Below are 13031 nucleotides of genomic sequence, written 5' to 3' on the forward strand. Positions count from 1 at the left end.
CACGCAGCCGGTATGCCCTGAATCACGCGGATTCGGCCAGTTCTTTCCAGGACACGATGCGCGCCTGCGTCCTGAGGTGCTGGCGAATGATCGCTTCGATGTAATGTTCATGGTCGCCCTCGGAACTGATGATCACGACATCGTCCGGCCCGACCTGTTCGCTCATCCAGGCCAGGGGCTGAATGGGTACGCCAAGCATTTGCTTGCCCTGGCGGTTGAGGTTGGAATCGATGCAGGCAACGACCTGGCTGTTGCTCTTCTCGGCTTCAAGAATCAGCAGTGCAGCGATGAAGGCGCTGCCAAAGATGATGATCCGGCGCGCCTCCAGGCTGGCCAGAATGCTCGATGTTGGATGCTCGATGGCGCTGCGCGTCCAGCCCAGGAGTTTGTGGGAAGCGCTGGCGTGCCCGGCGGCCGACAGCGTGTGCAACTGGCATGCGGGTTCCGCCAACGACAGGTACTGAGCAAGCAGAAACACAGGCAAACCCACCAGAAAGGCGTCAGGGGCTTGCTCCATGTTGCGCTGCAGGCTGGCAGCCGCTTTGCCAACCTTGTTCAGAACGCCTTTGCTGATTGCCCTGCCCGCCTGGGTGGTAATCGCCTCCTGAATCTCGAAACGTGCCGTGCAGGCATCGAAATGCAGCGCCTCTATCTGCAAACCGGGAGTGCGCTTGGCAATGCGCTTGAGACCTTGATAGAGCGCGACACCTGGTCTCGACAGGCTTGCCACATGAGAGAACTGCTTGGTGTGTATCCGACGGCGTAGCAAGGGCTGCTCTAGGTAGCCGATAGCATGCCGGCGATTGATGCGCGCCGGCAGCAGCACGTCCTCGATACCCGCCGCGTCCAGCGTTTTTTTGCGGGCAGCAGTAGTGCCCAGGCATCGGTGCACCGAATAGGATTTAGGCAGTGCGGACCGTTCCAGCATCAGGCCACTGGGCATCGGCCACAGCCGTTCCTTGAGGAAGCTGCCGATGTATTCCCCGGGAGCGAAGATTCGCTCCTGGCCCATCACCGCGCTGCTGTCGATCAGTGCATGACCATCCTGGTCAATATCGCTGACGCGCGTCCACACCATCCTCACGTCAGGGTGGGAGTCCATGAAAAGCATCTGCCGCTCCAGCATGTCACGCTCCATGACGTCATCGTCATGTGTCACGATGACCCGATGCCCCAGAGCCAGGTGGTAGGCCGAAAGGCAGTTGAATTCCACCGTAGAAACTTTGCGGGAATTCCTGACATAACGGATTCGCGGGTCCTGCAAGCTCAGGATGAACTGAGCAGTGCCGTCACTGCTGTTATTGTCGAGAACCAGCAACTCGAAGTCCTCATAGCTCTGCCCGAGCACGGCAGCTATGGATTGCTCCAGATAGTGCAGTCGATTGTAAGTGAGCAGGGCAACGGTCAGCGGCGGAATGGCTGGTTTCATTATAATGCGCGCACCAAATCAGGGATATCACGGTGCTTCTGCCCGTGTAAAAAGACAAAATTGGTTTCCAGGGTTTGCTCATCAATGCCCGGGCATGGACGTAGCCCATGGTTACTCAGGGTGTAGGGCTGATAACCAAGACTGCCAAGCCGCTGTACCACCTCGTTGGGGTGGTAGCCAAACTGCTTGGCCCACTTCCTCAACAACTCGATAAGAATGATTGGTTTGTGTTGAGCGAGCATCGCCTCGCCCCCCTCGACAACCATCAATTCGGCACCCTCTACATCGCATTTGATGACATGAGGTGCCAGTTTATGCTGCGCGCAGAAGCTATCCAACGTGGTGGCCGGGCAGGATATTTTCTGCAGACTGTCCCGGCTGCCCGGTTGCCCGGCCAGCACCTGCGAAGTAGCTCCCGAACTGCTGGGCGTATAGAGAAACTCTAGAGTCGACTCCTTATTGGAGAACGCCAGTCGATGTGCATCAATGTTGACTAACCCATTGTGAACGATATTGCGCTCGAGGATCTCGTAGGTATAGGGAATCGGTTCGAAGGCATAAATCCTTGCCGAGGGGCAGTGCCGAGCGAGCGCCAGGGCATACCAACCGCAATTGGCTCCGATGTCCAGCATGACCCCGTTTTCCTGAGTAACTGCCTTCAGGAACCCGGTTTCCAATCTCTCATACGCACGGAAGTTCATCAGCGTATAGGGTACCAAATGCTGATCCTGGGGATCCAGGAACAGCTCAATCTGCTGGGAGCGAGAGCGGACGAAGATACCCTCCGGAAGAATGCGCAAAGATTCCACGTCTGTACCACCGATGAATTCGGGGTAGTCAAACAAGCTGACATGCCTTGCATGTATGGCTTCGATGTAATCCTGCTTGGCAGTATTACCCGCTTCAAATTCGGCACGGATATTGTTAAGCATGTTGATCGGCATTCACTGGCTCCGATTGCGATACCGAAGGTCCCGCTTGCCAGCCCTTGGCTGGATTGGGTGACTGCGGGCCTTCTGCAAAACATGAATATAGGTGGTAGACACACCCTCGACTGGGCCGCTTATTGACCGATACGGGAAAGATACCACTGTTGTGATATATCACTCACTTGGCCGAGTCTTATAAAGCTCTCATCCGAAACGCCAGCACAAATATCGATTTGCTGCTCTAGGTTTGCGATTTCTTCGGTCAAATAATGCGGCACCTGCTCCTCACTCCTGACGTCATCGTCAGGCACTGGACTCCAACTATCGAGAATTGCATCATCAGCGCCAATATTCCCATTCAACCCATGTGCGCGCAGCGTGCTAACAAAGCCGGAGTACGCATCTTGATAGCGCGAAAATGCTGCAGAGTAGTCACAACGCGACAAAAAAAAGTCGATATCCAACGACGCCGGAAGCTCATGCTCGGCAACAAATGGAAGCGAAAAAAACTCACACATCTCCCGAACCCTAGAATCATGTGCAATGAACATGGCCGGTTTTCCAGCATGCACCGCAGGCGTCAGGCCATGCATTCTGGCACCAAAGACAAAGTCCATGGTGCCTAAGAAATCTTTCCACAGAGTATAGTTGGTAAAGTAACGAACTCGTTTTTTCTTCAGCAACTCTACCACGGGCGCCAAGTCTTTATAGAAACGTCGAGCTGCATAGATATCACCACCCTTTAGCTTCCCGGGATAATAGAGCACCTGCGCAAGCAAGCCAAAGACCTGCTCAACATAATAATAGTTATTTTTATCCGCCAGACGAAGAAAATCGTCAATTCTGCTGTGAAGATTCCCCTGATAATTAGAGTAACATACCGCAACCTTTTCAGGCTTAATCGGCACATCCAGCAAAGATGGCCGAAGTGAGGGGCCATTCAGATAGAGCGAAGGGCACCCTAAAGGAATGGCATTCTTCACCCCCAAATTATTTAGCACTTCCGCTGAATAATAACCCCGCGTGCCCACCACCGGGGACCTATCAGCTACAACTTCCAGATAGCGAACGACCTCTGCAGATAGTGACCGATGGAAATCGGACGTATAATCAAAGTCCGTAGCCTGAATGGATTCACCCAAACTGAAAAATGGAATCTTGAGCTTCTCAATAAACCGAGTTACGTACTCATACGGATAACCATCTCGGTCATACGGCGGAGGTGCAATCCTGCACGGAATGAAAAAAACAACTCTGGAGTATTTTTCATTGACTTCTTCAGCAGTCATCCGAAAATTCCAGATCTCAAAATTACGCCCTGCGGTCAGCATTGCGCCCGCATGAGCGTAAACGATGTCGCCAATATTAATAAATTGAGAATGGTATTGGTAATTAGCCCCTGTTTTCTTGATCCCTCCAGGTGGAGGAAGGTAGCCAATCAGTGTCGGGCGGGAATCAGCAGCGATCATACATAAGCCTGCAGTAGTCTGGACAAGCCTACATCCAGACTGGTTAGTGGTGTCCATCCTAAGGCGCATATCTTGTCGATATTGAAATGCCCGGAGTCTCTTGCCGCAGGTGCCGGGCCACTGCGCGCCTGGCGCCTGACCTCAAGCCGCCCGGCCTTGCCGGCTGCGCCAATCATTTTCTCGGCCAGTTGCAGGATGCTGGTTTCCTGCGTTGCACCGACGTTATAGGCATGGCCCGCCTCCCCGCGCAGCAGGATGTGGAACAGCCCGAGCACGGTATCGGAGACATAGCAGAACGGGCGCGAGGCGCTGCCGTCGGAATCGAGCTGGATATCCCGGTCGTGAAGGATATCGGCAAGCAGATCGCAGATCGCCCGGCCATCGTCCAGGCGCATGCCTGGCCCGTAGCAATGGGAAATCCGCGCGATCCTGGCATCCACGCCGTACTGGCTGTGGTAGGCCCGGCACAAGGTCTCGGCCAGACGCTTGCTCTCGCTGTAGCAGGCCCGCGGAGCTAACGGGTCTTCGCGGCCAAAATCACCTTCGGCAATCGCCTCGGTCTGCCAGGGGTTGTCGCCGTACACCGCCCCGCTACTGAGAAACAGGACCCGTGCCTGCTTCTCCCGGGCCAGTTCCAGCAATGCCCGGGTGCCGTCGGTGTTGGCGCGAATCGTGTCTACCGGGCGTAGCAGGTAGTCCTTGGGGCTGGCAGGGCTGGCGGCATGGATGATGAAGTCCAGCGACGTAGCCAGGCGACAAGGCTCTGCGACATCCTGGATCACCGGCGTAAGTTCGCCAGGGATATCCAGCCAAGGCATGCGCTGGCGCAGTTTCTCCAAGTCGCGGGCAAGCACATGAAGATGGAGTTTTGCCTGTGGTTGGCTGCGATTGAGCCAGGCCAGCGCTTCAACCACATGCCCACCGATAAAACCCGAGGCGCCCGTGACCAGAATATGGCGCCCGTACAAGGCTTCCCATGGCAGCGGGGCGGCGAACATTTCGCTCAAATCCCCTGTAAGTACCGCGTCAGGCGTCTTCATAGATGCTGTCCAGACCAATGATGCGCTGCGGCTCAATGCCAAGGTCGAGCAGGTGCTGACGGATGTCTGCAGCGAAGCGGATGGAGCAGATGACAATGGGCAATTCGGCATGCGTTTGCGCATCGTAGCCTGCGACCACATGGCTGCCGAAGCGCTGGCCCCATTTGGCTTGTGATGAATCCAGCAAGCCACGGATATCCAGCGCCCCCGCCAGCGGTGCCAGGTAATTGAGGTAGTCGCCGCCGATTCCGTACACCAGGAAAGGACCGCCGGTTCTTTCCCTAAAGCGCTGCAACAGAAGCTGCTCACGCTGCTCGACTGTCGGCTGCAGGCGGGCAACCAGCCGCAGCGAGTCCGAATAGACCGGCGATTCGTAATGCCCAACGGACAGCTCGTCACAGGCAAAGCCGCAACGCGCCAACAGCAGGTTCAGCGATGCCGGAGTGAACTGGTGCAGGTGCTCGGCGTTGCGATCACTGGCCAGCAACGGGTGCCCGGCCTGGTTCGGAACCTCGATCAGTACACGCCCGTCGGCACTCAGCAGCCGTGCCCAGGCCGCAAGCTCCTGTTCTGGCCGGGCAATGTGCTCCAGGACATGGAAGGATACGATCAACTGGTACGGCGCGGCCTCTACCTGGCCGGCCGGCGTATGGAACACCTGGTCGAGCTTGTGCCTCGCCAGCGCGCCGTCCTGCGACAGTTCCACGCCATCATAGGTGACCGCAAAGCGCGCCTTGATCTCGCGCCCAAGCTCACCTTCCGCACAGCCGACCTCGAGCACGCGCTCCTGGCCGGTCTTCAACAAACCGGCCAGCGCGGCCACGCGCTCGCGGATCTTGCGCTTGAACCAAGGTGTGCTCAGGTCGTTACGTGCGACCAGCGTCTCGTAATAGCCCGCCTTTTCCAGCGGCATACGCCAACGATGCCCGCACAGTCGGCAAGCCGTGTACTGCGGGCTGGGCAGCAATTCCTCGACAGATCCGCAGCACGGACATGCGCCGGCAAGTGTGACTGGATTCATGCGCGCACCAGGCGTTCCAGCCATTGCTGCGGCGCAAGCAACGGCTGCTCATGGCTGGCGAACTGGCCATAACCCCATGCCACCGGCCAGAACTCGACCCCATTGGCCGCCGCAGCGCGGCCATCTGCTGCGGTGTCACCGATGTAGATCGCCGCTTGGGCGGCAATACCGCCATCCTCCAGCAAGGCCGCGATCATGCCGGCCTTGTCGGTGTAGCGCTCAGGGTACGAGTCACTGGCATACACGGCGCTGAACAGCGCTTGCCAGCCCAAGGCGGCGATGATCCGCTGGGTCGGCAGCAGGCGTTTGTTGGTGGCGATGGCCAGGCTGAAGCCCTGCTCGCGCAGCTGTTCCAGGGCCTGCTGGCAACCCGCATAGGCGGGTGTTTCCAGGCAGGCTTCGGAGTCGTACACGTCCTTGAAGGTGGCAACCAGGGCATCCAGCAACGCGCCATCGTCGCTGCCGCTAAGGGTCGCCAGCGTTTGCCGCAAGGGCGGCCCGATCAGGCTGGCGACTATCGGGGTCCTGGCCTGCAGGCCGTGAACCTCAAGCGCACGGGAAAAGCACGAAAGAATGACCGGTGCAGAGTCAACCAGGGTGCCGTCGAAGTCGAACAGGATGTGTTGTTTCATCACTTGACCTGCTGCCGAACCTGGCGCGATACCGGGGCAATAGTGCCAGCCATTTCTTCCTCCAGCACTGCCAGCGGCAGCAAAGGGCTCATGTCTTCCAGCGGCATGGAAGTCATCGAGCCATCCGCCTGCGGAATCGCCGCGACCTTGGGGCTCAGTGCCTCATCCTTCATCAACAGGACTTCCACGATCATCGGCCGCGGCATGCGCATGGCCTCGGCCAGACCTTGCTCCAGTTCGCTGGCATCACTGATGCGCATGAATGGCAAATGGTAGGCCCGGGCCAGTTCTTCCAGGTCCGGCATCCACAAGCCAGCCTCTGGGCCGGTACCGACGTAACGGCTTTCGAAGTAGTTGCGCTGGGTATTGCGGATCGAGGCATAGCCGCCGTTGTTCATCACCACCAGGCAGATCGGCAGGTTGAAACCGCGCAACGTGGCCAGCTCCTGGATGTTCAGTTGCAGGCTGCCATCGCTCTCCACCGCTACCATCGGCTTGCTGCCGTTGGCGAAGCAGGCACCAATCGCAGCCGGCAGGCCATAACCCATCGCACCCAGGCCAGAGGTGAGGAACACCCGCTGGCCAGGGCGGTTACGGAACACGGTATAGAACACTTCGACCGCCAGCCCGGAGCTGCCAGTGCTGACCAGGGTGTTTTCCGGCACAGCGTTGGAAAGCGCATCAGCAAACTGGAAATGGCTGATCGGCCCGCTGGCCGGGAAAGGCTTGCCGTCATTGACGCCATAGCGTGCTTTCCAGTCGCGGCAACGCGCCAGCCATTGCGGACGGTTGAACGAGGAACCCTGCAGCGACGACGCCAGGGTGTCGATGAAGCTGGCGGCATCGCTGGTAACCGCGACATCGATGTCCATGTCGAGCTTGGCAATCTCGTTGGCATCCACATCCACCACGATCTTGCGTGCGTGGCGCGCAAAGTCGCGTGGTGCATAGGCGGTGATGATGTTGTCGAGGCGGCAGCCGATTGTGATCAGCAGGTCGGCATTCTGTACCGCGAAGTTCGGTGCGCGCAGCGCCACCACGCCTGGGCGGCCCACATACAGCGGGTGCTCATGGGGCAGCAAGTCCATGGCATTCCAGGTCGTGACCAACGGCACGCCCATGCTTTCGATCAAGTCACGGAATGCGGTTGCTGCGCCGCTCAGGCGAACACCATGGCCGGCAAGGATCAGCGGCCGCTGGGCACCGTCAAGCAAGCTGCGGACTTGCTCCAGCATGGTCGGTTCCAGCGCGGCAACGGGTGCCGCCTCCCCGTCCCAGCCTACCAGGCTGGCGGCATCGATCGGCGCGCCCTGCACGTCCAGCGGTACATCGATCCATACCGGGCCGGCACGCCCGTCACGCGCCACGAAGACCGCGCGCTCCAGTTCACGGCGAATATCTTCCGGCTGCTGGACAGTGATCGCGTACTTGGTGATCGGCTCGACCACGCTGACGATGTCCACTTCCTGCACGCCCTTCTGCCGCAGTGGCGCGCCACGCAGCAGGTCGGCACGCTTGACCTGGCCGGAAATGACCAGCAACGGCACCGATTCGATCCACGCACCGGCAACGGCGGTGACCGCATTGGTCGCCCCCGGCCCGGTAGTGACCATCGCCACGCCGATATTCTCGTTGATCCGGCAGTAGGCTTCGGCGGCAATCGCGGCAGCCTGCTCGTGATGGCAGGCCACTACATCCAGGCCAGGGTGCTTGCCAACGGCGTCGTTGAGGTGCATGGCACCTCCGCCCGGCAACAGGAAGACGTGCTCCACCCCCAGATCGGCGATGAAGTCAGCAATGTAGTCAGCAACACGATAGGGGCTAGGCACGTCAGTCCATCCAATAGCTCAAGAGGGTTTTACGGTCGCGATTGGCATTGATCGCTTCGTCGGTATAGAACGAGTCATTGCTGAAATGCGTGGAAGACAGCTCTTCGATAATGGCCCCGCCCTCGCTGTGGAAGGCATGTCGAACGCCTGGCTCGACGGTGACCACATCCCCCGGGCAGCAGACACGCTTGACCCCGTCCAGTTGCAGCGTCAGCTCGCCCTGCAGGACGTGGAAGGTTTCTTCCTTGCGCTGGTGATATTGCTCTGGGTGCTGTTGGCCCGGCAGCAACATCAGCAGCTTCTTGCAATAGCCGCGGTTGACCACCGTGAGCATGGTCAGACCGATTTCGTCGAAATGCTCCAGGCCATAGTGGTGGGATATCTCCAGATCGACACGCCCCGGCACCACTACATGGCTGCTGGCAAGTTGTACGCGTACACGCTGGACAATCTCCCAGACCTTGTCACGTACATCCCGCCGCGTGCTGTTCTGCGTGGTCAATGCGCCATTTTCGGGAATATCCACCTGGGCAGTGAACGTGGCGTATTTCGACCAGTCGTTGGCCGTGACCTGCCCGTCTTGTGGCGGAAAGGCAAAATACACGTCGTCTGCCTGCACCACCTCTCCCGCAGCAATGGCCCTGCGCATGAATACACCCCGACGCAGGGAGCGCAAGCTGGCGACTTCGCTTTCGTTCACCGGCAGGCGCTGCTCGCCTTCACCACACAGCAGCAAGGCATACTGCGCAGCTTCCAGCCAGCGCCGAACCTGCTCGGGGCTTGCCGAATAGGCGTTGAGCGGGAACTGCTCGGTGGGTAGGCCGACATGCTTTTCGAAGATGCGCGCGCCCTTGGCCAGCGCGATCTTGACGATGTCGGTGTTGTCCGGGTTTTCATGCGTGGAAAAGCCCACGCGCACGCCCGGATAGCGCCGAAGCAGGAAGTCCACCTGTGACAGATGCATGTTGGCGTCGGCGGTCGGGTACTCCCCCACGCAATGCAGAATGGCGAAGTTCTTTTCCCTGTGGCCAAGGAAGCTGACCAGGCGATCGAGCTCTTCCAGGGTCGAACCGGCCGTGGAGACGATCAGCGGGTGACGGGTCTGTACCACGCGCTCCAGCAGCGGCCAGTCGCTCATCGAGCAACTGGCGATCTTGATTGCATCCAGTTGCTGCTCCTCGATCACCCCCACCGACGCCTCATCGAACGGCGTTGACAGGCAGAGGAAACCGTTGGCGCGGATTTCTGCCACCAAGGTGTCGAACTGCTCACGGGACAGGCGCGTCTCGCTGAAGCGCTTGATGTACTTTACATCGTCACGGCCACGCATCGACGGGTGAATGAACGTGTCCAGGTCGCGGTATTGCAGCTTGAAGGCAAAGCGGAACGGGAAGTCCTTGCACACCTCGGCAAAGGCGCGAATCAGCGCCACGCCATGCGCCACATCGCCCATGTGGTTGTTGGCCATTTCCAGGATGAACAGCGGTTTGTCGAACAACGCACCGGCGCTGGCGGTAGGAGCTGTGTTCATCAGTGGGATCCTCGGTTGAGCCAGGCTTCGATGTGACTGGCCGCGTGTTCCAGATGGTCATCGCTCAGGCCCGGCCACAGGCCGATCCAGAACGTGTCGTTCATGATCTTGTCGGTGACCGGCAGCTCGCCGGAAACCCGGTAGTTCAGCCCCTGCATGTAGGGCTGGCGGGTCAGGTTACCGGCGAACAGCAAGCGTGTACCCACGCCTTGTTGATCCAGGTAGCGCAAAAGCTCCAGGCGCTTCCCGCCGCTGCCGTCGCGCAGGGTGATCGGGTAGCCGAACCAGGAAGGGTCACTGTCGCGGGTGGCCTGCGGCAGGATCAGTTGGTCCGTACAACCGGCCAGGCGCTCGCTGAGCCAGGTGAAGTTGCGTTTGCGCGCGGCAACAAAGCCATCCACCCGGTCCATCTGCGCCAATGCGCAGGCAGCCTGCATGTCGGTGATCTTCAGGTTGTAGCCCAGGTGCGAGTAGGTGTACTTATGGTCGTAGCCTTGCGGCAGGTCACCCATTTGCCAGCAGAAGCGCTTGCTGCACGTGTTGTCCTCGCCTGGCGCGCAGTAGCAATCGCGGCCCCAATCGCGGTACGACTCGATGATGCGCTTGAGCAACGGCGACTCGGTAAACACCGCCCCGCCCTCGCCCATGGTGATGTGGTGCGCCGGGTAGAAGCTGAGGGTACCGATGTCGCCGAAGGTGCCGACCATGCGCCCTTGGTAGGTGGAGCCCAGGGCATCGCAGCAGTCTTCGATCAGCCACAGGCCGTACTTGTCGCACAGGGCGCGGACCACGCTCAGATCGAAAGGGTTGCCCAGCGTGTGGGCGAGCATGATGGCCTTGGTTTTCGGCCCGATGGCCGCTTCGATCAGCGCCGGGTCGATGTTGTAGGTGCCCAGTTCGATGTCGACGAACACCGGTACCGCGCCGAATTGCAAGATCGGGTTGACGGTAGTCGGGAAGCCGGCAGCGACGCCAATTACTTCGTCGCCCGGCTTGATCGCGCGGTCGCCGAGGCGTGGCGAGGTCAGCGCGGAAAACGCCAGCAGGTTGGCCGACGACCCGGAGTTGGTGGTGAGCACGCAGCGGCGCCCCAGGTACTTGGCCAGGCGCTTTTCGAACGCCTCGTTGAAGCGCCCGGTCGTCAACCAGCCATCCAGCACGGCTTCGGTCATCGTCTGCAGCTCGCCAGCGCCGATCACCTTGCCGGAAGGCGGAACGTTGCTCTGCCCTGCCACGAAAGGCTTCGGTGCCATCTGCAGCTCGGCATAACGCCCGACCAGTTCGGCAATCTGTTGGCGCAACTGCTGCGCCGTACTGTCACTCATGGGTTCCGCCTTGGTGAGCCGCGATCAGCTCGCGGGTAACGATGTTCATGTCACTCCCTGCGCGCCAGGCCAGATGCCAGTCCAGGGTATGTTTCAGGGTGTCATCCAGCGACCAGCGCGGCAGCCAGCCAAGCTGTTGACGTGCTTTGCTGGAGTCGAGCGCCAGCAGGCCGGCTTCGTGCGGCTGGGCATCGCCGGCAATCGACCAGCGCGCCTCGCCGGGCCAGCGCTCGGCAAGCCGCTGGACGATGTCGCCGACAGTGGCCAGCCCTGCGCTGTCAGGGCCGAAGTTCCAAGCGGTTGCGTGCGCCTCGGCATCCGTGAGCAAGCCCTGCGCCAGTTGCAGGTAGCCCATAAGCGGGTCGAGCACGTGCTGCCAGGGGCGTGTGGCATGGGGATAACGCAGGACCACTTCTTCACCGCCCTGCCAGGCGCGGAAAATGTCCGGCAGCAAGCGCTCGGCAGACCAGTCCCCGCCACCCAACACATTGCCGGCGCGCGCCGTTGCCAAAGCCACACCGGCGGAACGCAGGAACGAATCGCGGTAGCTCGCGCACAGCAGTTCGACACAGGCTTTGCTGCTGCTATAGGGGTCGAAGCCGCCCAGGGCATCTTGCTCGCGATAAGGCCATGGCCACTCACGGTTGTCGTAGCACTTGTCGGTGGTCACCACCAGCACAGCACGCACCGAAGGCGTGGCGCGCACGGCCTCCAGCAGGTTGAGCGTGCCCATGACGTTGGTTGCGTAGGTGTCGGCTGGCGCCCGGTACGATTCGCGCACCAGCGGTTGCGCCGCCAAGTGCAGCACCAGCTCGGGCTGGAAATTCTTCAAGGCACGGGCAAGCGCCGAGGCATCGCGGATATCGGCGAGGTCGCCGGCAACCTGCTGTTGCAGTTGCGCCACCTGCCACAACGAGGGCGTGCTTGCAGCAGGCAAGGCGAAGCCGCGCAGCTCGGCGCCAAGCTGGCGCAGCCATACGGCCAGCCAGCCGCCCTTGAAACCGGTATGTCCGGTCAGCAGCACACGGCGCCCGGCCCAGAATGCAGGGTTCAGCGCCATAGCTGCCATGCTGCGTCGCCGTTTTTCCAATGGGTTTCAAGCAGCGTGCGATCACGCAGGGTGTCCATCGGTTGCCAGAAGCCGCGGTGCAGGTGGCTCATGAGCTGGCCGTCCTCGGCTAGCCGACGCATGGGCTCGTCTTCCCAAGTGGTGGCATCGCCTTCGATGTATTCGAGCACGGCCGGCTCAAGCACGAAGAAGCCACCATTGATCCAGCCACCGTCGCCCGCCGGCTTTTCCTGAAAGCCGCGTACCTGTTGGCCGTGCACGTCCAGCGCGCCATAACGCCCCGGCGGCTGTACGGCGGTAACCGTAGCCATCTTGCCGTGCTGGCGATGGAAGTCGATCAGGCGCGGAATATCGATGTCGGACACACCGTCGCCGTAAGTCAGGCAGAAGGTTTCATTGCCAACATACTCGCGGACACGCTTCAGGCGGCCACCCGTGGCGGTATTTTCTCCGGTGTCCACCAGCGTCACCCGCCAAGGTTCGGCATGGCGGTTGTGGATGTCCATGCGGTTTTCCGCCATGTCGAAGGTGACGTCGGACATGTGCAGGAAGTAGTTGGCGAAGTACTCCTTGATCACGTAGCCCTTGTAGCCCAGGCAAATGACGAAGTCATTGATTCCGTAATGGGAGTAGATCTTCATGATGTGCCAGATGATCGGCTTTCCGCCTATCTCGATCATCGGCTTGGGGCGCAGGTGGGATTCTTCGCTGATGCGTGTGCCCAGCCCACCGGCCAGAATGACTGCTTTCATTGTGC

11 protein-coding genes are annotated in these 13031 nt (G+C 60.0%); all 11 read right to left on the bottom strand.

The window, feature by feature from the left end; translation table 11 throughout:
* Positions 1-22: 22 nt before the first annotated feature.
* Positions 23-1429, bottom strand: a complete 1407-nt coding sequence (locus ACIQUI_RS11880) for a glycosyltransferase (protein ID WP_403198492.1) — start codon at positions 1427-1429, stop codon at positions 23-25.
* On the bottom strand, positions 1429-2373 hold the full coding sequence (locus ACIQUI_RS11885; protein WP_403198495.1) for an FkbM family methyltransferase: 945 nt from the start codon (positions 2371-2373) through the stop codon (positions 1429-1431). The genes ACIQUI_RS11880 and ACIQUI_RS11885 overlap by 1 nt, the downstream gene beginning before the upstream one ends.
* A gap of 119 nt (positions 2374-2492) precedes the next feature.
* A complete protein-coding gene (locus tag ACIQUI_RS11890) occupies positions 2493-3827 on the bottom strand; it encodes a polysaccharide pyruvyl transferase family protein (RefSeq protein ID WP_403198498.1) in 1335 nt (444 codons plus the stop codon).
* Positions 3824-4867 carry an NAD-dependent epimerase/dehydratase family protein gene (locus ACIQUI_RS11895; protein WP_403198500.1) on the bottom strand — a complete coding sequence of 348 codons (1044 nt, stop codon included), beginning with the start codon at positions 4865-4867 and terminating at the stop codon, positions 3824-3826. Before ACIQUI_RS11895 ends, ACIQUI_RS11890 begins: the two co-directional genes overlap by 4 nt.
* Positions 4854-5780: a class I SAM-dependent methyltransferase gene (locus ACIQUI_RS11900; protein ID WP_403198503.1), complete on the bottom strand. Its 927-nt coding sequence runs from the start codon at positions 5778-5780 to the stop codon at positions 4854-4856. Before ACIQUI_RS11900 ends, ACIQUI_RS11895 begins: the two co-directional genes overlap by 14 nt.
* Positions 5781-5884: 104 nt before the next feature.
* The gene (locus ACIQUI_RS11905; protein ID WP_403198506.1) at positions 5885-6520 is read right to left on the bottom strand and encodes an HAD family hydrolase; all 636 of its coding nucleotides are present in this window, start codon (positions 6518-6520) and stop codon (positions 5885-5887) included.
* Positions 6520-8349: a thiamine pyrophosphate-binding protein gene (locus tag ACIQUI_RS11910; protein ID WP_403198508.1), complete on the bottom strand. Its 1830-nt coding sequence runs from the start codon at positions 8347-8349 to the stop codon at positions 6520-6522. Before ACIQUI_RS11910 ends, ACIQUI_RS11905 begins: the two co-directional genes overlap by 1 nt.
* A gap of 1 nt (position 8350) precedes the next feature.
* On the bottom strand, positions 8351-9880 hold the full coding sequence (locus ACIQUI_RS11915) for an N-acetylneuraminate synthase family protein (RefSeq protein WP_403198511.1): 1530 nt from the start codon (positions 9878-9880) through the stop codon (positions 8351-8353).
* Positions 9880-11205 carry a lipopolysaccharide biosynthesis protein RfbH gene (rfbH, locus tag ACIQUI_RS11920; protein WP_403198514.1) on the bottom strand — a complete coding sequence of 442 codons (1326 nt, stop codon included), beginning with the start codon at positions 11203-11205 and terminating at the stop codon, positions 9880-9882. The genes ACIQUI_RS11915 and rfbH overlap by 1 nt, the downstream gene beginning before the upstream one ends.
* Positions 11198-12265 (bottom strand): CDP-glucose 4,6-dehydratase, encoded by a 1068-nt coding sequence (rfbG, locus tag ACIQUI_RS11925; protein WP_403198827.1) that lies wholly within the window; start codon positions 12263-12265, stop codon positions 11198-11200. Before rfbG ends, rfbH begins: the two co-directional genes overlap by 8 nt.
* On the bottom strand, positions 12256-13026 hold the full coding sequence (gene rfbF / locus ACIQUI_RS11930) for a glucose-1-phosphate cytidylyltransferase (RefSeq protein ID WP_403198516.1): 771 nt from the start codon (positions 13024-13026) through the stop codon (positions 12256-12258). The genes rfbG and rfbF overlap by 10 nt, the downstream gene beginning before the upstream one ends.
* Between the last annotated feature and the right edge of the window lie 5 nt (positions 13027-13031).

The organism is Pseudomonas sp. NPDC090592 (assembly GCF_044769185.1).
GTDB lineage: Bacteria > Pseudomonadota > Gammaproteobacteria > Pseudomonadales > Pseudomonadaceae > Aquipseudomonas.

Coding starts and splice junctions, on each gene's coding strand:
- ACIQUI_RS11880 (WP_403198492.1), bottom strand. CDS start 1,429: ATGAAACCAGCCATTCCGCCGCTGACCGTTGCCCTGCTCACTTACAAT.
- ACIQUI_RS11885 (WP_403198495.1), bottom strand. CDS start 2,373: ATGCCGATCAACATGCTTAACAATATCCGTGCCGAATTTGAAGCGGGT.
- ACIQUI_RS11890 (WP_403198498.1), bottom strand. CDS start 3,827: ATGATCGCTGCTGATTCCCGCCCGACACTGATTGGCTACCTTCCTCCA.
- ACIQUI_RS11895 (WP_403198500.1), bottom strand. CDS start 4,867: ATGAAGACGCCTGACGCGGTACTTACAGGGGATTTGAGCGAAATGTTC.
- ACIQUI_RS11900 (WP_403198503.1), bottom strand. CDS start 5,780: ATGCCGCTGGAAAAGGCGGGCTATTACGAGACGCTGGTCGCACGTAAC.
- ACIQUI_RS11905 (WP_403198506.1), bottom strand. CDS start 6,520: ATGAAACAACACATCCTGTTCGACTTCGACGGCACCCTGGTTGACTCT.
- ACIQUI_RS11915 (WP_403198511.1), bottom strand. CDS start 9,880: ATGAACACAGCTCCTACCGCCAGCGCCGGTGCGTTGTTCGACAAACCG.
- rfbH (WP_403198514.1), bottom strand. CDS start 11,205: ATGAGTGACAGTACGGCGCAGCAGTTGCGCCAACAGATTGCCGAACTG.
- rfbG (WP_403198827.1), bottom strand. CDS start 12,265: ATGGCGCTGAACCCTGCATTCTGGGCCGGGCGCCGTGTGCTGCTGACC.
- rfbF (WP_403198516.1), bottom strand. CDS start 13,026: ATGAAAGCAGTCATTCTGGCCGGTGGGCTGGGCACACGCATCAGCGAA.